Origin of the sequence: Roseomonas sp. CAU 1739, assembly GCF_039839775.1 — a bacterium.
Lineage (GTDB): Bacteria > Pseudomonadota > Alphaproteobacteria > Acetobacterales > Acetobacteraceae > Neoroseomonas.
On the sequence record NZ_JBDOQQ010000014.1, the window covers coordinates 145,806 to 168,129 of the forward strand.

Sequence of the window (22,324 nt, forward strand, 5' to 3'; positions counted from 1 at the left end):
GGGCAGGCATCCTGCGGCAACAGCAGGTGCGTCGCGCCCGGAGCCCGGGAGACTCCCGGGGCGCCGTGCCCGCAACGGGCTCCATCATGTCCGGCACCAAGTCCCGGCGGTCCAGGGTGCCCCTGCACCCTGGCGGGGTGAGGTCAGGAGAGGGGCAGGGCCCCTCTCCTTGCCACGCGCTCCGGACGGCGTCCCTCCGCCCTCACGCGTGCCGGGGCACCGTCGCCGCCAGCGTCACCTCCGACGTCCCCAGCGCTTCCTTCGCCGCGAACCGCGCGGCGTTGCCGAGCGTCACCTCGGCGATGGCGCCCATCGCCTCGGCCGTGAAGAAGGCCTGGTGGCCGGTGACCAGCACGTTGGGGAAGGTCAGCAGCCGGGCGATCACGTCGTCGGTGAGGATTTCGTTCGACAGGTCCTCGAAGAACAGGTCGGCTTCCTGTTCATAGACATCCATCGCCAGGCCGCCGAGCTGGCCGGATTTCAGCGCATCGATCGCCGCTTCGGCATCGACCAGCCCGCCGCGGCTGGTGTTGATCACGACCAGGCCCGGCCGGGCGAGGGCGAGCGTCTCGGCACGGACGACATGATGCGTCTCGGGCGTCAGAGGGCAATGCAGCGTCAGGATGTCGGCCTGGGCGGCGATGGCGCGCGGTTCGGCATAGGTGACGCCGATCGCCTGCAGCGCCGGGTCGGGGTGGACGTCGTACGCGAGCACCCGGCAGCCGAAGCCGGCCGACAGGATGCGCGCGACGATCGCCCCGATCTTGCCGGTGCCGATCACGCCCACGGTCTTGCCGTGCAGGTCGAAGCCTAGCAGCCCTTCGAGGGCGAAGTTGCCGTCCCGCGTGCGCTGGTAGGCGCGGTGGATGCCGCGCACGAGGGAGAGCATCAGCCCGATGGTGAATTCCGCGACGGCGTGCGGCGAATAGGCGGGGACGCGCGCGACCTTGATGCCGAGCCGTTGCGCGGCGTGGAGGTCCACATTGTTGAACCCCGCGCAGCGCAGCAGGACCAGCCTGGTTCCTTCTGCGGCCAGTGCCTCCAGCACCGGGGCGGACAGGTCGTCGTTGACGAAGACGCAGACGGCCTCCGCACCCATCGCCAGCGGCGCGGTCAGCAGTGCGAGGCGCGGTTCGAGGAACAGGATCTCGTGCGGCGCCGCGCCGGGCTGCGCCTCGAAGCTGCGGCGGTCATAGGGCTTGGTGCTGAACATGGCGATGCGCATGGGGGGCCTCCCGCCCGTCAGCCGAGCATGAGCTGGACGGCGACGATCTTGGCGATGGTCATGGTGGGAAAGACGATGGCGTAGCCGACATCGGCGCGGTCGGAGGCGAGCAATCGGTTGGCGCCAGCCAGGATCGCCGGGTTGCCGGTGGCCCCGGCGCAGACGCCGAACAGATCGTCGATGCGGATGCGCAGGATCAGGTGGCCGATCGCCAGCACCATCAGCACGATGGTCGCGAGCACCAGCGCCGCGCCCACCAGCACCGCGGGCCCCTGCGAGGCGACCGTATCCACGAAGGGCCGGCCGGAGGCGATCGCCACCTGGCCGAGGAAGATCGACAGGCCGAAATTGCGCAGCACCATGTTGGCCGCGACCGGCATGCGCCAGCCGATGCCGAAGCTGCTGCCGCGCCAGCCGAGGATCAGCGCCACCACCAGCGGACCGCCGGCGACGCCCAGGCTGAAGCCGCCGCCGCCCGGCAGCGGGATCTGGATCATGCCGACCAGCAGGCCGAGTGCCATGCCGATGCCGATCGACACGAAGGACAGTTCCGCATTGCCCTTCACGCTGTCGCCGAAATGGGCGGTCAGTTCCGGCCGGCGGCCGGCCTCGGCCAACAGCACCAGCACGTCGCCATACTCCAGCACGACGTCCGGACCGGGCAGCATCACCGAATCGCCGCGGCGCACCTGCGCGACGCGGATCTGGCAGGGCGGCTTCGGCATGGACGCGAGCGTCTGGCCGCGGAAGGCCGGCTTGGAGACGATGACGCGGACCATGTCGTAGTCGGCACGATCCTTGGCGAGGCGGCCTTCCTCCTCCTCCCCCAATATTGCGACCGCGGCATCGATGGCCGCGGGCGGGCCGACGATCAGCAGCCCATCGCCGGCACCGATGCGAGCCTCGGGCTCGGCCGGGGCGTTCTGATGCTCATGGCGCATCGCCAGGATCATCACGCCTTCGGGCAGGGCGGCGGTGATCTGCGCGACGGTGCGTGTCGGCTGGTCCGCGCGCAGCGTCACCTCGGCATGGCGCAGCGCGGGCGCGGCCGTGGGCGGCTTGAGCGCGAAGATCCGCAGCATGAAGCCCATCAGCAGGATCGGCCCGATGACGCCGATCGGATAGGCGACGGCATAGCCGATGGTCGGTTCCGGCCCGCCGCCCGCCACCGTGATCGCCGCCTGCAAGGCGGAGGTGCTCGTACCTGCGCCGGCGAACATCCCTGCCTGCATCGCGGCCGACAGGCCAAGCACGCCACCCACTGCCTTCGCGGCGAACAGCGCGGCGACGACGGCCACCAGGGCGAGGAGAATCCAGCGTAGCCCCGGCCCCTTGAGGCCCGCGACGCATTGCGGCCCGTACTGGATGCCGGTGCCGTAGAGGAACATCAGCAGGCCGAGGGTCCCGACCAAGCCGGGCGGAGCGGCGCGCGGCGCGATGGCGCCGATCGCGAGGCCCGAGAACAACACCGCCCCGGCACCGAAGGTCACGCCCAGCACCGGCACCTGGCCGAGCGCATAGCCAAGGCCGATGGCGATGAAGAGGGCCAGCATCGGCGAGCCCTCGAGTATGCCGCTAAACCATTCCACGCCGGTATCTCCCCCATGCCGCGCTCTCCGGCGCGGCATGCGGGGTCATGGTCGCGCGTTCGGCGGGCTCAGTGCAACGTGAACACGCCGTTCGCGTAGCGCAGTTCGGCCGGGCGGGTCAGCGCGGTGGAGGCGACGCGCACCGAATGCAGCGGGCCTTCGATCTCGCGCTTCCAGAAATCCAGGAAGCGGGTCAGTTCGGGGAAGTCCGGCGCGTGGTCGATCTTCTGCCAGACGAAGGCCTGCAGGACATGCGGGTGGTCAGGCATGTGGTACAGCAATTCGGCGGTCGTCATGCGCCAATCGGGGATTCGGAGGATCGGTTCCAGTCCCTGCAGCACTGTAGTCATTCCTTTCCCTTGAGGGTGGTGTGACGTGCCATTCCTACCTGCAACGCCGTCGCGGCGCGGTGAGTTGCTTCACAGGATGACATGTGCGGTGCAACGAAGCGCAAGAAAAATCTTGTATAATCAGATCATTAGCACTCTCGATCGACGAGTGCTGCCAAACGCTTGACGCGTGGCGGCCCGAAGGCTAGATCGCTGGCACTCCTCTGGGGGGAGTGCTAACGGCCGGCGCGCTCCTGGCGACCGGCCACAGGCTTCCCAGGGCGAGCGCTCATCAACCCGAGGCTCAGGAGAGGACACTCATGACCTTTCGTCCCCTGCACGACCGCGTTCTCGTTCGCCGCGTCACCGCGGAAGAAAAGACTGCCGGCGGCATCATCATCCCCGACACCGCCAAGGAAAAGCCGCAGGAAGGCGAAGTCGTCTCCGTCGGCGCCGGCACCATCAACGAGAAGGGCGAGATCCGTCCGCTCGACGTGAAGGCCGGCGACCGCATCCTGTTCGGCAAGTGGTCCGGCACCGAGGTGAAGCTCGATGGCGAGGAGCTCCTGATCATGAAGGAGTCCGACATCATGGGCATTCTCGAGGGCGTGTCCGCCGCGAAGAAGGCCGCCTGAGGCGCCATTTCGCGACGACCCGACGCAACACAGAATTCAGAGGTAGAGACACATGGCTGCTAAGGACGTGAAGTTCGGCGCTTCGGCGCGTGAACGTATGATTCGCGGCGTGGACATCCTTGCCGACGCCGTGAAGGTGACGCTGGGCCCGAAGGGCCGCAATGTCGTGCTCGACAAGTCCTTCGGTGCCCCGCGCATCACGAAGGACGGCGTGACCGTCGCCAAGGAAATCGAGCTGGCCGACAAGTTCGAGAACATGGGCGCCCAGATGGTGCGCGAAGTGGCCTCGAAGACCAACGACCTGGCCGGCGACGGCACCACCACCGCGACCGTGCTGGCCCAGGCCATCATCCGTGAAGGTGCCAAGGCCGTTGCCGCCGGCATGAACCCGATGGATCTGAAGCGCGGCATCGACAAGGCCGTCGCCGAAGTCGTCAAGGACCTCGAGTCCAAGACGAAGAAGATCACGACCTCGGCCGAAGTGGCGCAGGTCGGCTCGATCTCCGCCAATGGCGAGACCGAGATCGGCGAGATGATCGCCAAGGCGATGGAGAAGGTTGGCAACGAGGGTGTCATCACCGTCGAGGAAGCCAAGTCGATCCAGACCGAGCTCGACGTCGTCGAGGGCATGCAGTTCGATCGCGGCTACGTCTCCCCGTATTTCATCACGAATGCGGAGAAGATGATCGCCGAGATGGAAAACCCCTACATCCTGATCTTCGAGAAGAAGCTGTCGCAGCTGCAGCCGATGCTGCCGCTCCTCGAAGCCGTGGTGCAGTCGGGCCGTCCGCTCGTGATCGTGGCCGAGGACGTCGAGGGCGAGGCGCTGGCCACCCTGGTCGTGAACAAGCTGCGTGGTGGCCTGAAGATCGCCGCCGTGAAGGCGCCGGGCTTCGGCGATCGCCGCAAGGCGATGCTGGAAGACATCGCCATCCTGACCGGCGGTGAAGTGATCTCCGAAGACCTCGGCATCAAGCTCGAGAGCGTCACGCTCGCGATGCTGGGCCGCGCGAAGCTCGTGAAGATCGAGAAGGAGAATACCACGATCGTCGACGGTGCCGGCGAGAAGACCGCCATCACCGGCCGCTGCGAGCAGATCAAGGCGCAGATCGAGGAGACCACCTCGGACTACGACCGCGAGAAGCTGCAGGAGCGTCTGGCGAAGCTGGCCGGTGGCGTTGCCGTCATCCGCGTCGGCGGCTCGACCGAGGTCGAGGTGAAGGAGCGCAAGGATCGCGTCGATGACGCGCTGCATGCGACCCGCGCCGCGGTCGAGGAAGGCATCGTCCCGGGCGGCGGCGTGGCGCTGCTGCGCGCCTCCGTGAAGCTGGCCGGCCTGAAGGCCGAGAACCCCGACCAGCAGGTCGGCATCGAGATCGTGCGCCGCGCGATCCAGGCGCCGATCCGCCAGATCTCGGAGAACGCCGGCAAGGACGGCGCCGTGGTCGCCGGTGAGGTGCTGCGCACCGACACCTACGAATACGGCTACGACGCCCAGTCGGACGAGTACAAGAACCTGGTGGCCGCCGGCATCATCGACCCGACCAAGGTTGTGCGCACGGCGCTGCAGGATGCGGCTTCCATCGCGTCCCTGCTGATCACCACCGAGGCGATGGTCGCCGAGCGGCCTGCCAAGGCGGCGGCTCCGGCCGGCGGTGGCGGCGACATGGGCGGCATGGGCGGGATGGACTTCTGATCCAGCCCTGATCCGCAAGGAACAGGAGAGGGCGGTCCTTCGGGGCCGCCCTCTTTTTTTGTGCGTCGATCGCCGGAGCCAGCATCCTCCGGCTTGGCTTTGTCATTCTGCCTCAAGCGCCGGCGCACCTATCCGCGTGCTTGACTGGCGCGCCATGCACTGGCGTTCCGGGGACGGCGGTTGGTCTGGGCGCGGTCGTGCTTTGCGCTCCCGGATCGAGGCGGGGCCTCGATCCGCTGTTTCCGGTGATCCCTGGCGGGCCTGATTGCCCTATGGCCCCGTGCCGCGATGGTGCTAAGGAGCCGCCGCTCAAGCACCGGGAACCGTCCAATGAAACGCCGCAGCCTGCTTCTTTCACCAGTCCTTTTCGCGCCGACGCTTGCGCTGGCGCAGGGCGCCGCCTGGCGGCCGAACCGCCCGCTGACCATGATCGTCCCCTATGCGGCCGGTGGCGGCACCGACATCGTCGGGCGCGAATTCGCCAATATCCTGTCGCAGAAGCTCGGCCAGACCGTGGTGGTGGACAATCGCGGCGGCGCCGGCGGGTCGATCGGCGCCCTGGCCGCGGTGCGGGCGCGCCCCGATGGCTACACCTTCCTCTACGCCGTCTCCTCCAACATCGTCATCAACCCGCATGTCTATCGCACGCCGCAGCGCGACGACCCCGCGCTGGTCCTGGTGCCCGCCGGCATCGTCGCCAACTACCAGTACATCCTGGTCGCCAATCCACGCTTCCCGGCGACCAACCTGCAGGAGCTGATCGCGCTGGCGAAGGCGAGGCCCGGCGAGATCACCTTCAGCCATTCCGGCAATGGCGGGAACAACCACTTGGCGGGCAAGCTGCTCAACCGCATGGCCGGCATCGATATCGGCGACGTCGCCTATCGCGGCACCGCGCCCGCGCTGATGGATGCGGTGAACGGCACGGTGCAGTTCAACATCTCCTCCCCGCCGCCGGCTATCCCGCTGGTGCGCGACGGCCAGCTGCGCGCCATCGCGGTGACCGGGGCGCAGCGTTCGCCGACCTTCCCGGACGTGCCGACCGTCGCCGAGCAGGGCCTGCCCGGCTACAACGTCACCGGTTGGCACGGCGTGTTCTATCCCGCCGGCACGCCGGCCGAGCCGGTCGCGGCGCTGCGTACGGCGGTCGCCGAGATCGCAGCGATGCCGGCCTTCCACGAGAAGCTGGGTCGCGACGGCCTGGAACCGCTCACCGGGCCGGTCAGCATCGAAGCCTTCACGGCCCAGGTGCGCGACGAACACGCCTTCTGGGGGCGCACCATCCCGGAGCTCGGCATTCGCGTCGAGTGATGGCGCTTCGCGGCTGCATCATGCGATGCAGCCGCGAGATGGCCGAAGGTTCACTTTGATTGACGCGGCCGGGACAATCTGCGCCAGATTTCGTCACCAATCGTGTCTCGTCTCGCCTTGCCGTGCCTCCGGATACCCGGTCGCCTCCAAGCCGAATCCGGGCCCGGATGGACAATCCCTGGCGCGAGGCCGCGTCCGGGCGAGGCAAGGAGACAGATCGCATGGCGATCGGCACCGTGAAGTGGTTCAACGCGACGAAGGGCTTCGGCTTCATCGTTCCGCAGGATGGTGGAAAGGACGTCTTCGTCCACATCACCGCCGTCCAGAAGGCCGGCCTGACCGGGCTGAACGAGAACCAGAAGGTCAGCTACGACGTCGAGAACGAACGCGGCAAGGCCGCCGCCGTCAACCTCAAGCCGCTGTAGCGCGCCCCGCGCCGCCATCCCGATGTTCACGCTGACGGAACTCGAGGCGGCGGCGCGCCTGATCCACCAGGCCTTCCCACCCACGCCGCAGGTCGCGTGGCCGCTGCTCGCGGTGCGATGCGGCGTGGATGTGCACGTCAAGCATGAGAACCACACGCCCACCGGCGCCTTCAAGGTGCGCGGCGGGCTGGTCTATATGAACCGGCTGAAGCGGGAACGCCCGTCGGTGAAGGGCGTGGTCAGCGCGACGCGCGGCAATCACGGCCAGTCCCTCGCCTATGCCGGGCAGCGCCACGGCGTGCCGGTCACCATCCTCGTCCCGCACGGCAACAGCAGCGAGAAGAACGCCGCGATGCGGGCCTTCGGCGCGCGGCTGGTCGAACATGGCGAGGATTTTGATGCGGCGCGGGAAGAAGCGATGCGCCTCGCCGCCGTCGAGGGGCTGGAATTCGCGCCGTCCTTCGCACCGGACCTGGTGAAGGGTGTCGCGACCTACGCCTTGGAATTCTTCCGCGACGCGCCGCCACTCGATGCGCTGTATGTGCCGATCGGGCTGGGCTCGGGGATTTGCGGCTGCATCCTCGCGCGTGACCTGCTCGGCCTGGGCACCGAGATCATCGGCGTGCAATCGACCGGCGCGCCATCCTATGCGCTGTCCTATGCCGCCGGGCAGGTGGTGACGACCCCGCGCGCGGATACGCTGGCCGACGGCATGGCGACGCGTGTGCCGGACGCCGCGGCACTCGCCATCATCCGCGCTGGTGCCGCACGCATCGTCACCGTGACGGATGACGAGGTTGCCGCGGCGATCCGCGCCTATTGGCAGGACACCCACAATCTTGCCGAGGGCGCGGGTGCCGCGCCGCTCGCCGCGCTGCTGCAGGAACGGGGTGCGATGCGCGGCAAGCGTGTCGGCCTGGTGCTGTGCGGCGGCAATATCGATCTCGACCTGTTCCGTGATTGGGTGCTGGGGACCGCATGACCGACCTTCTGCTGCGCAACGTCCGCCCGATGGGCGGGGCCGCGACCGACGTGCTGGTGCAGGGCGGCCGCATCGCCGCGCCCGGCACCATCCCCTCCGGCACCCCGGTCGAGGACGGTGCAGGCCTGCTGCTGCTGCCTGGATTCGTCGAAGGCCACACGCATCTCGACAAGACCACCTTCCACGAGCCCGACTGGCTGGTGAACACCGTTGGCCCGCGCATCATCGACAAGATCGACAATGAACGCGAATGGCGCGCGCGCACCGGGCACGACGCCTACGCCGCGTCGCTGGCGATGGCGCGTGCCTTCCTTGCCGCCGGCACCACGCGCATCCGCAGCCATGTCGATGTTGATACCCAGGCGGGCACCGCCCATGTCGAACGCGTCCTGCAAACCCGTGCGGCGATGGACGGGTTGCAGGACATCCAGATCGTCGCCTTCCCGCAATCGGGCATCCTCGGCCGGCAGGGCACGGAGGCGGCGCTCGATGCCGCGCTGTCGCTCGGCGCCGATATCGTCGGTGGCCTCGACCCCTGCGCGATCGAACGCGATCCGGTGAAGCATCTCGACATCGTATTCGCCCTTGCCGAAAAGCACGCCAAGCCCGTCGATATCCACCTGCATGAACAGGGCTCGATGGGCGCCTTCTCGCTGGAGTTGATCCTGGAGCGCACGCGCGCCCTCGGCATGGAGGGCAAGGTCGTGGTCAGCCACGCCTTCTGCCTCGGCGACATTCCCGAACGTGAGCGCGACGATCTGCTGGCGCAGATGGCGCGGCTGGGCGTGGGCATCGCCACCACCGCGCCGGCATCCCGCCCCGTTCCGCTCGTCGCGCCGTGCCGCGCGGCGGGTGTCACGATCTTCGCCGGCAATGACGGCATCCGTGACACCTGGACGCCCTATGGCTCGCCCGACATGCTCGAACGCGCCATGCTGGTCGGGCTGCGCAACAATTTCCGGCGGGATGATGAGATTGCGCTGGCCTTCGACTGCATCAGCGGCGCGGGCGCGGCCGGCTGTGGCTTCGCGGATTACGGCTTGGCGCCCGGCGCACGTGCGGAGTTAGTGCTGGTCGATGCGCGCAACCTGGCCGAAGCGGTGGTGGTGCGGCCGGCGCGCAAACTGGTGGTGTCGGGAGGCCGCGTGGTGGCGCGGGATGGCGCATTGCTCGTCTAGCGTGATGGCTGCAGGTGCGCATGCACCGAAGGTTTGAATCACGCGAGCAAACAACAGGTTGGCGCGTGATGGGGATGAACCGATCATGCTCGGGGGTCGATCGCGTCTGACGGACTGCCGTCAGGCGCGGCGGTGCTCGTGCAGGCGGGAGGCCCGGGCGTGATCCGCCCGCTGCAGCCGCTGCGCCATGCATGCCGCGATCGCGCTGATCGGAGACCCGCAATCGGACCAAAGCCATGACCATCATCGGTGGCCGTGATGGGCATGGAGTTGCGGCATGACCTACATCCCTGGGCAACACGGCCTGGCGATCTCCGCGCGGCCGCCACCATCTTGCGGGCCGGCGATGCCGCGCCCGATCGGACCAGACCTGCCATGAAGAAGATCGGTTTCCTGTCCTTCGGCCATTGGTCGCCCTCGCCGCACTCCGGCACGCGCAGCGCTGCCGATGCCCTGCTGCAATCCATCGACCTCGCGGTTGCGGCCGAGGACCTTGGCGCCGATGGCGCCTATGTCCGCGTGCATCATTTCGCGCGGCAACTGGCCTCGCCGTTTCCCGTGCTGGCGGCGATGGGGGCGAGGACAAGCCGTATCGAACTCGGCACCGCCGTGATCGACATGCGCTACGAGAACCCGCTCTACATGGCGGAGGATGCCGGTGCAGCCGACCTCATCGCCGGCGGGCGGCTGCAGCTCGGCCTCAGCCGTGGTTCACCCGAACAGGTGATCGATGGCTGGCGCCATTTCGGCTACGCGCCCGCCGAGGGCGAAAGCGACGCCGATATGGGCCGCCGTCATGCCGAGGTGTTCCTGCAGGTGCTGCAGGGCGAAGGCTTCGCCAAGCCCAATCCGCGCCCGATGTTCCCGAACCCGCCGGGGCTGCTGCGCCTCGAACCCCATTCGGACGGGCTACGCGATCGCATCTGGTGGGGTTCGGGCTCCAACGCCACGGCCGTCTGGGCGGCGCAACAGGGGATGAACCTGCAAAGCTCCACCTTGAAGGACGACGAGACCGGCGAGCCCTTCCACGTCCAGCAGGCGAAGCAGATCCGCGCCTATCGCGAGGCCTGGAAGGAAGCCGCCCATTCGCGCACGCCGCGCGTCTCGGTCAGCCGCAGCATCTTCCCGCTGCTGGACGACCAGGACCGCGAATACTTCGGGCGCGGCGGCAAGGAACAGGACCAGGTCGGCTTCATCGACGAGAAGACCCGCGCCATCTTCGGCCGCGGCTACGCCGCCGAGCCCGAGGCGCTGGTGGAGCAGCTGCGCGCCGATGAGGGCATCGCCGAGGCCGATACGCTGCTGCTGACCATTCCGAACCAGCTCGGCGTCGAATACTGCGCCCATGTCATCGAGGGCATCCTGACGCAGGTCGCGCCGGCCCTCGGCTGGCGCTGACCTTGGCCGGGAGGGCGCTGCGCGTCCCTCCCGTTCAATCCCGCATCAGGCCGCGGCGTCCACCGGCAGATACGGCAGGCGCTTCACGCGGTCCATGTTCAGCCCTTCGATCCGCAGCAGGCGCGTTGGCCCGTCGCGGCGCGGGGAATGCAGGATGCCAGGTTCGTACAGATACGCATCGCCCGGCTTCATCGCGTAGTCCTTGATGCGCCGCGCCTTGCCCGGCGTCGTCTCGGTCGGCCGTGCCAGGCATTCCCAGTCGGTCATTACCGTCTCGCCCGCCGCCTGACCATAGATCGCCCAGGTCGGGCCGTGGTCGTGCGGGGCCGAGGTCTTGGCGTCGTGGTACACATGCGCGAGCACGGTGAAGCCGAGTTCCGGATCCTCATACAGAACCTGGCGTTCCGGCGTCTTGTCATTGATGTGCTTGGCGACGAAGGCAGCGTCCTTGAGCGCCTCGCCCACCAGGTCGCAGACCATGATGCGGCCTTCGAGGCCGGGGTGGCTCTTGAGCGCCTCGCGCGCGCGCTCGGCAAAGGTCTCTATGGTCATGGGCACGGACATTCTCCTCCCGCCGGGAACAGGAGGGGAAGATGCTCCCACAAGGCCCCGGACGGAAGGGGTCATGGCTCGGCGAGGAAATCCCGCGTCTCGGCCACCGCCTGCGCCAGCCCCAGTCGACGGATCAGCACCCCCGGCGGCAACCCGTGCAGCAGCCGCGACGGGGCCGAGCGGTCCAGCAGCACGAAGACGCCCTTGTCGTCGGCGCGGCGGATCAGCCGCCCGAAGGCCTGGCGCAACCGGTGGCGGGCAATGCGATCATCGTAATCCTTGGGACGCCCGCCCGACAGATGCACGCGACGTTCGCGGTGCAGGATGGTCGGGCGCGGCCAGGGCACGCGGTCGAACACCAGCAGCCGCAGCGCGCGGCCCGGCACGTCCACCCCGTCGCGCATCGCATCGGTACCGAGCAGGCAGGCATGTTCCTCGGCGCGGAAGACATCGACCAGCGTGGCATTGTCCATCGCATCGACATGCTGGGCATAGAGCGGGATGCCCGCCTGCTCCAGCGGCCCGGCGATGCGCGCCTGCACGTCGCGCAGCCGCCGGATGGCGGTGAACAGCCCGAGCCCGCCGCCGCCGGCCGCCAGGAACAGCGCCTGGAAGGCGGCAGCGACCTGGCCGGTATTCTCCTTCGCGACATCGGTGATCACCAGGCAGCGCGTGCGCGCGGCGTAATCGAAGGGGGATGGCATCGCCGCGCGGATCGCCGGGATCGGCAGGTGGGAGGCCCCGGTGCGCGCCTCCGCCTCGCGCCAGGTGGCTTCGGGGTCGTCATCCTCGGCCTCCCCTTCGTCGCGCAGCGTGGCGGAGGTGATCAGCAGCCCATGCGCGGGTGCCGCCACGGCGCGGGCGAAGGGTTCGGTGGGGTCCAGGTGGTGCCGGTGCATGCCCGCGTCGGTATCGGCGCCGCCGCGGCGTTCCAGGCTGAGCCAATCGACGAAATCGGGCCGCTGGCCCGGCTGCGGCGGGTCGGCCTGGATGGTCGCGAGCATCTGCGTCCAGGCGCGCAGGGGTCGCAAGGCACGGTTGTCGAGCGCGCGGCAGGCGGCCTCGATGCGGATGCGGTCGCCGACTTCCAGCTCCTCCGCCTCATCCTCCAGCCGCGCGGCAAGGCGGTCGCGCAGCAGCACCGCCGGCTCCTCGATGCGACGCAGGGCGCGGGCGAGGCCTTCCGCCGCACCGGGCAGGTCGGCGGTCACCGGGAACAGGTCGCATTCGGAATCATACAGCCCGGCGTCGCGGGCATCCTGTGTGCGGGCCAGCACCTGTTCGCGCGCGGCGCGCAGGAAGACCTCCCCGGCATTGGGCGTTTCGTCCGGCCGGGCGGTGCCGCCGCCGGGCAGGCGCGTCGGCCAGCCCGGCAGCGGCAGGGCGCGGGCGGCCAGCAGCGCGGCGTCGAGCTGGGCGTTCAACTCCGGCCGGTCGCCGATTAATTCCTCCAGCCGCCGGCGCAGCCCGCGCGCCCGCGACCGACCGCCCTCCGCGCCCAGCAGCCAGCGGCGCAGTTCCGCCATCTCGGCCCCGGTCAGGTCGGCGGAAAAGGCGGAATCCGCCGCGTCGAACAAATGGTGGCCTTCGTCGAACACCAGGCGCAGCGGCGGCCCGTCCTCCCCGCCGCCAAGGGCGGCCTGGATCATCACCAGCGCGTGGTTGGCGATGACGATCTGCGCGGTCTTGGCCCGGCGGATGGAATGCTCGACGAAGCAGGTCTTGTAGTGCGGGCAGGCGGAATGGATGCATTCGCCGCGCCGGTCGGCCAGCGGCAGCACCGCGCCGGGGCCGAACAGCTCGGTGATCCAGCCGGGAAAGTCGCCGCCCAGCAGGTCGCCGTCGCGCGTCGCCAGCGCCCAGCGCGCCACCAGCCCGAGTGCGACCGCCCAATAGGGCGGCGGCCCGCCCGAGGTCTGGTCATCGAGGTTGAGCAGGCAGAGATAATTCTCCCGTCCCTTGCGCAGCACCACGTGGCGGCGGCGATCCTCCGGGTCGGGAAACAGCCGTGCCGTCTCTTGGTCGATCTGGCGCTGCAGGTTCCGGGTGAAGGTGCTGATCCACACCGGCGCGCCGTTCTTCTCGGCCCACAGGCTGGCCGGCGCGATGTAGCCGAGCGTCTTGCCCGTGCCCGTCCCCGCTTCCGCCAGCACCAGCGCCGGCGCACCGGGGTGCTCGCGCGGCGCGAAGGCCCCGGCGGCGGCCGAGGCGTAGTCGGCCTGCTGCGGCCGCTGTTCCGCCCCGGCGCCGAGGATCTCGGCCAGCCGCCGCCGCGCCTCGGCCGGTTCCACGGCGAAGGCGGCAGCGGGTGGGGCGGGGGCGGTGTCCTCCCATTCCGGCAGGCGGCGCCAGACCTTGTAGGCATTCGGCATCGGCTTCGCGTTCGGATCGCCGAGCGCCGCCAGCACCGATGGCGCCCATGCCCATCCCGCTTCGCCCATGCGGGCAGCCAGGCCGGCCGCGTCGCGATTCTGCGGGGCGTCGCGGGTATCGGCCAGGTGGCGCAGCAGCGCCGTGGCGATCTCGGGCAGCAGGGCCGCGGCGGCTTCCTCATCCGCCGGCTGCGGCATGTCGAGCGCTAGGGCCAGGCCACGCGGTGTCGGCGCGCAGGGTTCCGCCGGGCGGCAGAAGGCGAACAGTTCGAGCACGTCATGCGCCGCCTCGAAGCTGCCAACGCCAAGCCGCCGCGCGGTCGCCGGGGCGTGCACCAGCATCGGCGCGGTGTCGCGCAGGCGCTGCGCCGCGGCCTCGGCCTGCAGCGTCTCGACCTCTCCATCGGGGGTCACCAGCACCGCCCGGCCAAGGCCGGCGACGAGGCAAGGCACGTCGGGCAACAGGAGTCGCGGGGCAGAAGCCATGGCGCAGGGTAGCAGGCTGCGGCGGGCGTGCGAGCCGCGGACGGATGCCCCTGTCCCGCCCCGGTGGCCGCCTGCGGCAGCCCGGGGGTGGCGTGTGGGCGTGCCGGTAAGCCCGCGGCAGCGGTTCAGTCTGGCTGCCGGCGGGTATCATACCAACGGACGAGTCATTGACTCATGCCGAGGCCGCGAAGGCGACCCGCCGGTCGTCCGGCGAAAGCCAGGCAAACCGCAGATTTGCGCGTCACGCCATGGGCGTACCTTTGGCACGACGTGTCCGAGGGCAGGCCGGAGCCGTTACCAACGGCGAGGAATTCAGCCGTTGGTATCAGACCAGGACCGGGTGGTCCGGATCGAAGGTTTCGTGCAGCCGTCCGGTCCTGGCCGGGCTGATCCGAGCGGCTGCCCGGCACCACCGCGCCGTTCAGGTGGATCCCCGTGAACGGCGCGGCCGTGATGGCGTCAGCGACGCCACCAGCCCTGGCGCTTGGGTCGGTCGGCTTCCGCACCGGTGCCGAGGACAACCGGCTGAACCGGCGCGCCAACCGTCGGTTCGGCGGCGCCAGGGGCCGGCGCGACGATGACGGGTTCGGGTTCCGGCGGCGCCGCGGCCGGTTCCGGCACCGGCTCAGCCACCATGGCGGGCGGCGCCTCGACCACCGGCTCGATGGCGGCGGGCGCCTCGCCAGCGGTCTCCACGACGGCCGCCACCTCCACCTCCGGCGTCTCGACCTTTGGTGTCTCGACCGGTTGCGTCTCGGCCACCGGTGCTTCCGTCGCCGGCGCTTCGGCGTCAGGCGCCGCGGTCACCGGCGCCGGGGCGGCATTGCGGGCCGCCCGGGAGGACGAGGCGGCGCGTTCGGCCGCGGCCTCGGCGGCTTCCATCACGTCGAAGATATCGTCGATCTGGCCAGCGAAGGGATCCGCCGGGGTCGGGCCGGTATAGCGCGCCGGGCGCGGTGCCGGGACCGGTGCCGGGGCAGGGGCGGCAGCGAGCGGTGCGGCCTCCTCGCCTTCCTCGGTCGCGGCGGGTTCGGCCGCGCCGCCATCCTCGCGCCGGCGGCGGCCGCCGCGGCGACCACGGCGACGGCGGCGGCTTTCGGCATCGGCGTCCGATTCGGCTGTGGCGTCGGCGGGCGGGGCTTCGCCGGCCTCGGCGGACACAGCGCTCTCGACCGCCTCCGCGACCTCGGCCTCGATGTCACCCTCGCCTTCGCCCTCGCCGCCAGGAAGTCCCTCGGCCTCGCGGCCATCCTCACGGCCATCCTCGCGGCGTCCGCCGCGACGGCGACGGCGGCGACGGCGGCGGCGTTCGCCTTCCTCGGCGGTCTCGTCGGCGCGGCGCGGCGCGCCGTCGGCTTCCTCGGCGCTCTCGGCCTCATCGGCCTCCTCGGCTTCCTCCTCGGGCTCAACCGGCTCGGGCGCGTAGTCCATGCGCAGGGCGGAGGGCGCGACGGGCATGGCGGAGGGTTCGGCGGCGCGCAGGCGCTCGATCTTCAGCGCCGGACCCATCAGCGTGTCGTCCGGTTCGAACAGCACCGCCATGCCGAAGCGCGCCTCGATCTCGGCCAGCTTCTCGCGCTTGCGGTTCAGCAGCCACAACGCGACGGGGGAGGCGACATGCACGCAGATCTCGGCGGCGCGGCGCTTGGCACCTTCCTCCTCGATCGCGCGCAGCACCTGCAGGGCGCTGCTGTCGACGCTGCGGACCAGGCCGCGGCCCTGGCAATGCGGGCAGGCGACGAAGGTCTGTTCGGCGATCGACGGGCGCAGCCGCTGGCGCGACATCTCCAGCAGGCCGAAATGGCTGATGCGGCCGACCTGGATGCGGGCGCGGTCGTGCTTCAGCGCCTCCTTCAGGCGGCGCTCGACCATGGCGTCGTGCTTGGCCGCCTCCATGTCGATGAAGTCGATGACGATGAGGCCCGCGAGGTCGCGCAGGCGCAGCTGCCGCGCGATCTCGTCGGAGGCTTCAAGGTTGGTGCGGAGAGCCGTGTCCTCGATGTGCCGGTCGCGCGTGGCGCGGCCCGAATTCACGTCGATGGCGACCAGCGCCTCGGTCTGGTTGATGACGATGTAGCCGCCGGACTTCAGCTGCACGATCGGCGAGTGCATCGCATCGAGCTGCGCATCGACATTGAAGCGCGCATACAGCGGCACGGCTTCGCGATGGGCACGGATGCGGCCGGAATTGGCCGGCATCAGCATGCGCATGAACTCGCGCGCCTGGCTGTAGGCGTCGTCGCCCTCGACCACCACCTCGTCGATGTCGCGGCCATAGACGTCGCGGATCGACCGCTTGATGAGGTCCGCTTCCTCATAGATCAGCGCGGGCGCGGAGGAGGCGAGGGTGCGCTCGCGGATGCTGTCCCACAGGCGCAGCAGGTATTCGCAGTCGCGCTTGATCTCGGGCTTGGGGCGCTGCGCGCCGGCGGTGCGCACGATCAGCGACATGCCGTCGGGCATGTTCATCTCCTCGACCGCTTCGCGCAGGCGCTTGCGGTCGGCCGCCGAGGTGATCTTGCGGGAGACGCCGCCACCGCGCGGGGAATTCGGCATCAGCACGGAGAAGCGGCCGGCCAGCGAGATGTAGCTGGTCAGCGCCGCGCCCTTGCCGCCGCGTTCCTCCTTGACGACCTGCACCAGCATGATCTGCCGGCGCTTGATCACTTCCTGGATCTTGTAGTGCCGCAGGAAGCGCGGCGGGATGCGGCGCTCGCGGCGGTCTTCCTCGCCTTCACCCTCGGCGGGCAGGTCCTCGCCGCCAATCGTCTCGGGCGGCGGGGGGGCGTCCTCGGCGGGCAGGGATTCGACGCGGCTGATGTCCTCGGCGTCGTTGTCCGGCACCTCGGCCGCAATGGTGTCGGGGGCGGCATCCACGGCTTCGGGGGCGGCGGTCGGCTCGATCGGCAGGCCGGCATCCGGCGTGCCGGTGATGCGGTCATCGGCCATGTCGAGCGGCTGGGCCGTCGCTTCCGTGGCGGCGGATTCGCCGGCGGGCGCAGCCTGGGCGGGCGCTTCCTCGCCATTGGTCCAGCCCTCGGCGCCTTCGCCGTTCCAGGCGGCGCGGTCCATCGCCGATTCCGGCGGCAGGTCGTCCTCCTCCTCGGCGCGGGCATCCTCGGCCTGCATCTCGATCAGGCGCTGCCGGTCGGCGACGGGGATCTGGTAGTAGTCGGGGTGGATTTCGCCGAAGGCGAGGAAGCCGTGGCGGTTGCCGCCGTATTCGACGAAGGCGGCCTGCAGGGAGGGTTCCACCCGCACCACCTTGGCCAGGTAGATGTTGCCCTTCAGCGGGCGGCGGGTGGCGGTCTCGAGGTCGAATTCCTCGACACGGTTGCCGTCCAGCACCACCACCCTTGTCTCCTCGGGGTGTGATGCGTCGATCAGCATGCGCTTGGTCATGGGCGTCGGAACTCCGCGCCGCGGCGGGGCCGGCGGCGCAACGAAATGGCGGGGCCCGGGCGGAGACGGAATCGCGGCGCTGCTTCCTTGGGCATGCGGCGGCGAAAGTCCTCGCTCGGTGGGCCGCGCACCGCGCGTGGCGATGCAGGCCCGGGGTGGGCGCGCCTGGTTTCTGCCCCGGTAACCCTTGAACGGCCGCGGTGTCGCGGCGGTCCCAGGCACGGGCGGGCCGGCGGACGCTGTGCGGCGGCCCGGTTGCCGGCTAGGGGGCAAGTACCGGACCATGCGCGCACCCGTCTCCGCGCTGGCGGAACCTTGGGGCAGGGCACCCGGCTGAACCACGGAAGGCGCGGGGGGCATGAGTGCCGCCCCGGCTCCAGGCCGGGTCCCCGTCTGTCTCGCACCGGCCACGCGCCCGGCCTTGAGCCCTCGGGTCGCATGCCGGGCGATCCTGCCCGGGACTCCGCCCGCAGCGGTTACCGCCGGGGCAGGTAACCATAGTCGCCACACACCGCTGCCACAAGGCAGCGGTTTGTTGGTTTTTGCCTGTCCCTCAAACGGCGGGCGCCGGCCATCCGGTGGGCTTGTGTTCAGCGCTTTGCGCGGGCGCGCGGACTACGGCGGACGGTCCGGTCGCGGTAGCGCTTTGCGCTCCTGTCTGGTGCGGGGCACCGGGCCAAGTGTCGATCGGATAAGACGCCACTTCAATTCAGCCATGGCAAATATCTGAAATACATGACATATTGCCGCCTGGTCCGGGGGTTGGGCCAGGAACAGGGAACAGCATCGATGCCGCGCCTCGGCCGGCGCCCCTTGCTGGGGCTCGGCCTGATCGCCGCCGTCGCCGCGCCATCGCTGGCGCGGGCGGCCACACTCACCGGGGCCACCCTGGCGGCAACTGCCGGCCGTGCGCGCCTGACCCTGGCCATTGACGGCGCGCAGCGCTGGTCGATCCGCGCCCATGCCGACCCGATGCGCCTGGTTATCGAACTGCCCGGCGCGACCTGGCGTGGTGCCGCCACGTTGCGCAACGCCGGGCCGGTGCGCGCCGGCCGTTTCGTCGCCGCGGATGGCGTCCTCGTGCTGGACCTTGCCGGCCCTGCCTTGCCATCCATCGGCCCCGCCCGCGAGGGGCAGATCACCATCGACATCGCCCCGGTGCCGCCGCCGCGATTCGAAGCCGCCATCCGCGCCGGGCGCGACGTGCTGGCCGGCACTGCCCGTAGCGCCGGATCGCTGCCGCTCGTCGTGCTCGATCCCGGCCATGGCGGCCGTGACCCAGGCGCGATCGGCACCACCGGCGTGCAGGAAAAACGCATCGTCCTGGCGGCCGCGCTCGAACTGAAACGCCGGCTGGAGGCCGCGCGCACCTGCCGCGTGCTGCTCACCCGTCAGCGGGACGTCTTCGTCCCGCTCGCCGACCGGGTCGAGTTCGCCCGCCGCCGCGACGCCGCGCTGTTCGTCTCCCTGCACGCCGATTCCGCGCCTGGCGCGCGCGGCGCCTCGGTCTACACCCTGTCCGAGACCGCTTCGGACGCGATGAGCGAGGCGCTGGCGCAGCGCGAGAACCGCGCCGACATCGCCGGCGGCCTGCGCCTGCCCTCGGTCAGCCCCGAGGTTCAGCGCATCCTGATCAGCCTGATGCGGCAGGAGACGCGGGTCGGCTCCAACCGCCTCGCCCGGTTGGCCGTGCGCGAACTGGGCGAGGAGGTGCAGTTGCTGCCCAACACCCATCGCGAGGCCGCCTTCGTGGTGCTCAAGGCGCCGGAAATCCCCTCGGCCCTGGTGGAACTCGGCTTCCTGTCGGACCCGCGCGACGAAGCCGCCCTGCAGCAGGGGGCGCACCGGGCGCGGCTGTCGCTCGCGCTTTCGCGTGCCGTGAAGCAATGGCTCGATTCAACGCCGACCGGGTAGGGGGGCTTGCTATCGGCGTCCATTCCCACCCCGCGCGCCTCGCAGCGAATCAGCCAGCCCGCGGCGCCCGACACCAAGGATCGGTTTCCAAAGGCCCACTGGCCTTTGGTGGGGTGGTCTGGAGGGGCAAGGCCCCTCCAGCACCGCGACGAAATCTTTGCGAAGCCCGCCCATTCCAGCTGCGCCGCACCAAATATCGCCCCACCCGTCCTGACAGTGTATCTGTGCCCCGATGACCCCGCCTGATCTTCATGCCGACGAGCCGCTCGACCCCCGCCGCAATACGCGGCGTGCTGCGGCGGCCGGCCCTGCCGCCCCGCCGGAACCGTCTGCGGAAGCCGCCCCGCGGCGCGAGAAGCCGGCGCGCGCCAAGCGTCGCCGTCGCGGCTTCGGGCTGTTCCGCCTGTTGTTCATGATCCTGGTCGTGGGTGGGCTGGTCGGTTCGGTCGCCGCCTATGGCCTGTATCGCCAGATCTCCGAGGACCTGCCCGACTACCGCTGGCTGGCCGACTACAACCCGCCGCAGATGAGCCGCATCTACGCCGCCGACAGCCGGCTCACCGCCGAACTGGCGACTGAGCGGCGCGTGTTCGTGCCGATCGAGGCGATCCCGGCGCGCATCCAGCAGGCCTTCGTCTCGGCCGAGGACCAGCGCTTCTGGGAACATGCCGGCGTCGATCCGCTCGGCATCGGGCGGTCGCTGCTGACGGCGGCGGAGAACTATGGCTCCGGCCGGCGGATGGGTGGGGCGTCGACCATCACCCAGCAGGTCGCCAAGAACATGCTGGTGGGTGCCGAACGGTCGCTGATGCGCAAGGTGCGCGAGGCGATCCTCGCCGTGCGCATCGAACAGGCGCTGCCCAAGGAACGCATCCTCGAGATCTACCTGAACGAGATCTTCCTCGGTCAATCCGCCTATGGCGTGGCGGCCGCCGCGCAGGCCTATTTCAACAAGGGCCTGGATGACCTGACGATCGCCGAGGCCGCCTTCCTCGCCGCCTTGCCCAAGGCGCCCAACAACTACAACCCGATCCGCTTCCCCGAGGCGGCGCGCGCCCGGCGCGACTGGGTGATCGACCGCATGGCCGAGGACGGCCACATCACGCGGGAGGAAGCCCGCTACGCCAAGGCCGAGCCGCTGGTCCCGCGCCCGTCCCGCCGGCCGGAGGTCGTCCCGGTCGGCCAGCACTTCACCGAGGAAGTACGCCGCGAGCTGATCCAGCGCTTCGGCGCCGAGCAGACCACGATGGGCGGCCTGGTGGTGCGCACCAGCCTGGAACCCGACCTGCAGGCTGCGGCCGAGAAGGCGCTGCGTGACGGGCTGGTGGCCTATGACCGCCGCCGCGGCGGCTGGCGCGGCGCGTTCGGCCAGATCGCGGCCGGCCCGACCGAATGGATGCCGGCGCTCGAAGCCTATCAGCGGCCGCCGGGCGGACTGCCGGAATGGCGGCTGGCGGTGGTGCTGGAAGTGCGCGCCAACGATGCACGGCTCGGCTGGATCGACCGCGCCGATGGCGGGCGCGGGGCGCCGCAACCGCAGACCGGCCTGATGTATCTGCAGGACCTCGCCTGGGCGCGCCCGGTGCGCGATGGGCGGATGGGCGGCCAGCCCGCCCGCATGAACCAGGTGGTCAATGTCGGCGACGTCGTCTTCGTCGAACAGATGGCGACCCAGATGCCCGCGCAAGGGCGCGCGGCGCGTCCCGAGCGCGTTGAACTGCGCCAGATGCCGCAGATCGAGGGCGCGGTGGTCGCCCTCGACCCGCAATCGGGCCGCGTGCTGGCGATGGCCGGCGGCTGGTCCTTCGAACGGTCCTGGTTCAACCGCGCGACCCAGGCGCAGCGCCAGCCGGGGTCGTCCTTCAAGCCCTTCGTCTACATCAACGCGCTGGAGCAGGGTATTCCGCCCAATACCGAACTGCTCGACGAACCGATCGAGGTGATGTCCGGCGGGCGGCTGTGGCGGCCGCAGAACTACACCGCAGGCCAGGCCAATGGCTGGGTGACCATGCGCCAGGCGCTGGAACGCAGCCTCAACCTGGTGACGGTGCGGGTCGCGCAGCAGGTGGGGATGGACGCGGTGGCCGATGCGGCGCGCCGCTTCGGCGTGATCGACAACATGCCGCGCTATCTCGCCCTGTCGCTCGGCGCGGGGGAGACGACGGTGCTGCGCATGGCCGCCGGCTACGCCGCCTTCGCCAATGGCGGCAATCGCGTGACGCCGACGCTGATCGATTCCGTGCAGGATCGCCGCGGGCGAGTGATCTGGCGCGCCGACCGCCGCAGCTGCGCCACCTGCGACGCGGGCAACCCCGATGCCGGCCCGCCCGAGCTCGTGGATCCGCAGCGCCAGCAGGCGACCGACCCGATCGCCGCCTATCAGATGGTGTCCCTGTTGCAGGGCGTGGTGCAGCGCGGCACCGGCACGCGCGCCGGGGCCGGGCTGAACCGGCCGATCGCCGGCAAGACCGGCACCACCGACGACTACAAGGACAACTGGTTCGTCGGCTTCACCCCCGACATCGTGATCGCGGTGTGGATGGGCTATGACGAACCACGCAGCCTGGGCAATGGCGAGACCGGCGGCGGCAATGCTGCGCCGATCTTCCACGACGTGCTGGCAGCCGCCCTGCGCGACAGTCCGCCGGTGCCGTTCCGCGCGCCGCCGGGCGTGGCGCTGGTGCGCATCAATGTCGGCAATGGCTCGATCCTCGAAGCTTTTCGCCCGGGCACCGAGAATGCCGCGCGGCGGTGGGGCGCGGGCGGCGGTGGCGGCGGCGGCGGCACGGCCACCGGCCTCGACAGCAACCTGGGCGGGCTTTATTGACCC

15 protein-coding genes are annotated in these 22,324 nt (G+C 70.2%); 9 read left to right on the plus strand and 6 right to left on the minus strand.

The genetic code is table 11. From position 1 onward, the window contains the following. Nucleotides 1–202: 202 nt before the first annotated feature. From AAFN86_RS21155 to AAFN86_RS21165, 3 genes are all read right to left on the minus strand, one after another. A complete protein-coding gene (locus tag AAFN86_RS21155) occupies nucleotides 203–1,225 on the minus strand; it encodes a 2-hydroxyacid dehydrogenase (protein ID WP_347545539.1) in 1,023 nt (340 codons plus the stop codon). Nucleotides 1,226–1,242: 17 nt separating this feature from the next. Then, a complete protein-coding gene (locus tag AAFN86_RS21160) occupies nucleotides 1,243–2,778 on the minus strand; it encodes a TrkA C-terminal domain-containing protein (RefSeq protein ID WP_347545540.1) in 1,536 nt (511 codons plus the stop codon). 104 nt (nucleotides 2,779–2,882) lie between these two features. Continuing rightward, on the minus strand, nucleotides 2,883–3,152 hold the full coding sequence (locus tag AAFN86_RS21165) for a Usg-like family protein (RefSeq protein WP_347545572.1): 270 nt from the start codon (nucleotides 3,150–3,152) through the stop codon (nucleotides 2,883–2,885). Nucleotides 3,153–3,463: 311 nt separating this feature from the next. On the opposite strand from AAFN86_RS21165, the gene groES reads away from it, so the two are divergent. From groES to AAFN86_RS21200, 7 genes are all read left to right on the plus strand, one after another. Then, complete coding sequence (gene groES, locus AAFN86_RS21170; protein WP_347545541.1) at nucleotides 3,464–3,778, plus strand: co-chaperone GroES; 315 nt, start codon at nucleotides 3,464–3,466, stop codon at nucleotides 3,776–3,778. Between the two features lie 52 nt (nucleotides 3,779–3,830). Next, entirely contained in the window at nucleotides 3,831–5,474 is a 1,644-nt protein-coding gene (gene groL / locus AAFN86_RS21175; RefSeq protein ID WP_347545542.1) for a chaperonin GroEL, read from the plus strand. 330 nt (nucleotides 5,475–5,804) lie between these two features. Beyond that, nucleotides 5,805–6,785, plus strand: coding sequence for a tripartite tricarboxylate transporter substrate binding protein (locus AAFN86_RS21180; RefSeq protein ID WP_347545543.1), 981 nt, complete (start codon nucleotides 5,805–5,807; stop codon nucleotides 6,783–6,785). Between the two features lie 221 nt (nucleotides 6,786–7,006). Beyond that, nucleotides 7,007–7,210, plus strand: a complete 204-nt coding sequence (locus tag AAFN86_RS21185; RefSeq protein ID WP_347545544.1) for a cold-shock protein — start codon at nucleotides 7,007–7,009, stop codon at nucleotides 7,208–7,210. A 22-nt stretch (nucleotides 7,211–7,232) separates the two neighbouring features. Beyond that, nucleotides 7,233–8,192, plus strand: a complete 960-nt coding sequence (locus AAFN86_RS21190) for a threonine dehydratase (RefSeq protein ID WP_347545545.1) — start codon at nucleotides 7,233–7,235, stop codon at nucleotides 8,190–8,192. After that, complete coding sequence (locus tag AAFN86_RS21195) at nucleotides 8,189–9,370, plus strand: amidohydrolase family protein (protein ID WP_347545546.1); 1,182 nt, start codon at nucleotides 8,189–8,191, stop codon at nucleotides 9,368–9,370. Before AAFN86_RS21190 ends, AAFN86_RS21195 begins: the two co-directional genes overlap by 4 nt. A 375-nt stretch (nucleotides 9,371–9,745) precedes the next feature. Continuing rightward, complete coding sequence (locus AAFN86_RS21200; RefSeq protein WP_347545547.1) at nucleotides 9,746–10,768, plus strand: LLM class flavin-dependent oxidoreductase; 1,023 nt, start codon at nucleotides 9,746–9,748, stop codon at nucleotides 10,766–10,768. Between the two features lie 45 nt (nucleotides 10,769–10,813). On the opposite strand, the gene AAFN86_RS21205 is transcribed toward AAFN86_RS21200, so the two are convergent. The 3 genes from AAFN86_RS21205 to AAFN86_RS21215 all read right to left on the minus strand — a co-directional run bounded on the left by AAFN86_RS21205 (nucleotide 10,814) and on the right by AAFN86_RS21215 (nucleotide 17,580). Beyond that, nucleotides 10,814–11,326, minus strand: a complete 513-nt coding sequence (locus tag AAFN86_RS21205; RefSeq protein ID WP_347545548.1) for a hypothetical protein — start codon at nucleotides 11,324–11,326, stop codon at nucleotides 10,814–10,816. 65 nt (nucleotides 11,327–11,391) lie between these two features. Beyond that, nucleotides 11,392–14,178, minus strand: a complete 2,787-nt coding sequence (locus AAFN86_RS21210) for an ATP-dependent DNA helicase (RefSeq protein ID WP_347545549.1) — start codon at nucleotides 14,176–14,178, stop codon at nucleotides 11,392–11,394. A 459-nt stretch (nucleotides 14,179–14,637) separates the two neighbouring features. Beyond that, complete coding sequence (locus AAFN86_RS21215) at nucleotides 14,638–17,580, minus strand: ribonuclease E/G (RefSeq protein WP_347545550.1); 2,943 nt, start codon at nucleotides 17,578–17,580, stop codon at nucleotides 14,638–14,640. 789 nt (nucleotides 17,581–18,369) lie between these two features. Here AAFN86_RS21215 and AAFN86_RS21220 point away from each other — a divergent pair. Together AAFN86_RS21220 and AAFN86_RS21225 are read left to right on the plus strand one after the other, a co-directional pair. Next, complete coding sequence (locus AAFN86_RS21220) at nucleotides 18,370–19,494, plus strand: N-acetylmuramoyl-L-alanine amidase (protein WP_347545551.1); 1,125 nt, start codon at nucleotides 18,370–18,372, stop codon at nucleotides 19,492–19,494. 232 nt (nucleotides 19,495–19,726) lie between these two features. Then, complete coding sequence (locus AAFN86_RS21225) at nucleotides 19,727–22,321, plus strand: PBP1A family penicillin-binding protein (protein WP_347545552.1); 2,595 nt, start codon at nucleotides 19,727–19,729, stop codon at nucleotides 22,319–22,321. Nucleotides 22,322–22,324 lie beyond the last annotated feature (3 nt).

Coding starts and splice junctions, on each gene's coding strand:
- AAFN86_RS21155 (WP_347545539.1), bottom strand. CDS start 1,225: ATGCGCATCGCCATGTTCAGCACCAAGCCCTATGACCGCCGCAGCTTC.
- AAFN86_RS21160 (WP_347545540.1), bottom strand. CDS start 2,778: ATGCTGGCCCTCTTCATCGCCATCGGCCTTGGCTATGCGCTCGGCCAG.
- groES (WP_347545541.1), top strand. CDS start 3,464: ATGACCTTTCGTCCCCTGCACGACCGCGTTCTCGTTCGCCGCGTCACC.
- groL (WP_347545542.1), top strand. CDS start 3,831: ATGGCTGCTAAGGACGTGAAGTTCGGCGCTTCGGCGCGTGAACGTATG.
- AAFN86_RS21180 (WP_347545543.1), top strand. CDS start 5,805: ATGAAACGCCGCAGCCTGCTTCTTTCACCAGTCCTTTTCGCGCCGACG.
- AAFN86_RS21185 (WP_347545544.1), top strand. CDS start 7,007: ATGGCGATCGGCACCGTGAAGTGGTTCAACGCGACGAAGGGCTTCGGC.
- AAFN86_RS21190 (WP_347545545.1), top strand. CDS start 7,233: ATGTTCACGCTGACGGAACTCGAGGCGGCGGCGCGCCTGATCCACCAG.
- AAFN86_RS21195 (WP_347545546.1), top strand. CDS start 8,189: ATGACCGACCTTCTGCTGCGCAACGTCCGCCCGATGGGCGGGGCCGCG.
- AAFN86_RS21200 (WP_347545547.1), top strand. CDS start 9,746: ATGAAGAAGATCGGTTTCCTGTCCTTCGGCCATTGGTCGCCCTCGCCG.
- AAFN86_RS21210 (WP_347545549.1), bottom strand. CDS start 14,178: ATGGCTTCTGCCCCGCGACTCCTGTTGCCCGACGTGCCTTGCCTCGTC.
- AAFN86_RS21215 (WP_347545550.1), bottom strand. CDS start 17,580: ATGACCAAGCGCATGCTGATCGACGCATCACACCCCGAGGAGACAAGG.
- AAFN86_RS21220 (WP_347545551.1), top strand. CDS start 18,370: ATGCCGCGCCTCGGCCGGCGCCCCTTGCTGGGGCTCGGCCTGATCGCC.
- AAFN86_RS21225 (WP_347545552.1), top strand. CDS start 19,727: ATGACCCCGCCTGATCTTCATGCCGACGAGCCGCTCGACCCCCGCCGC.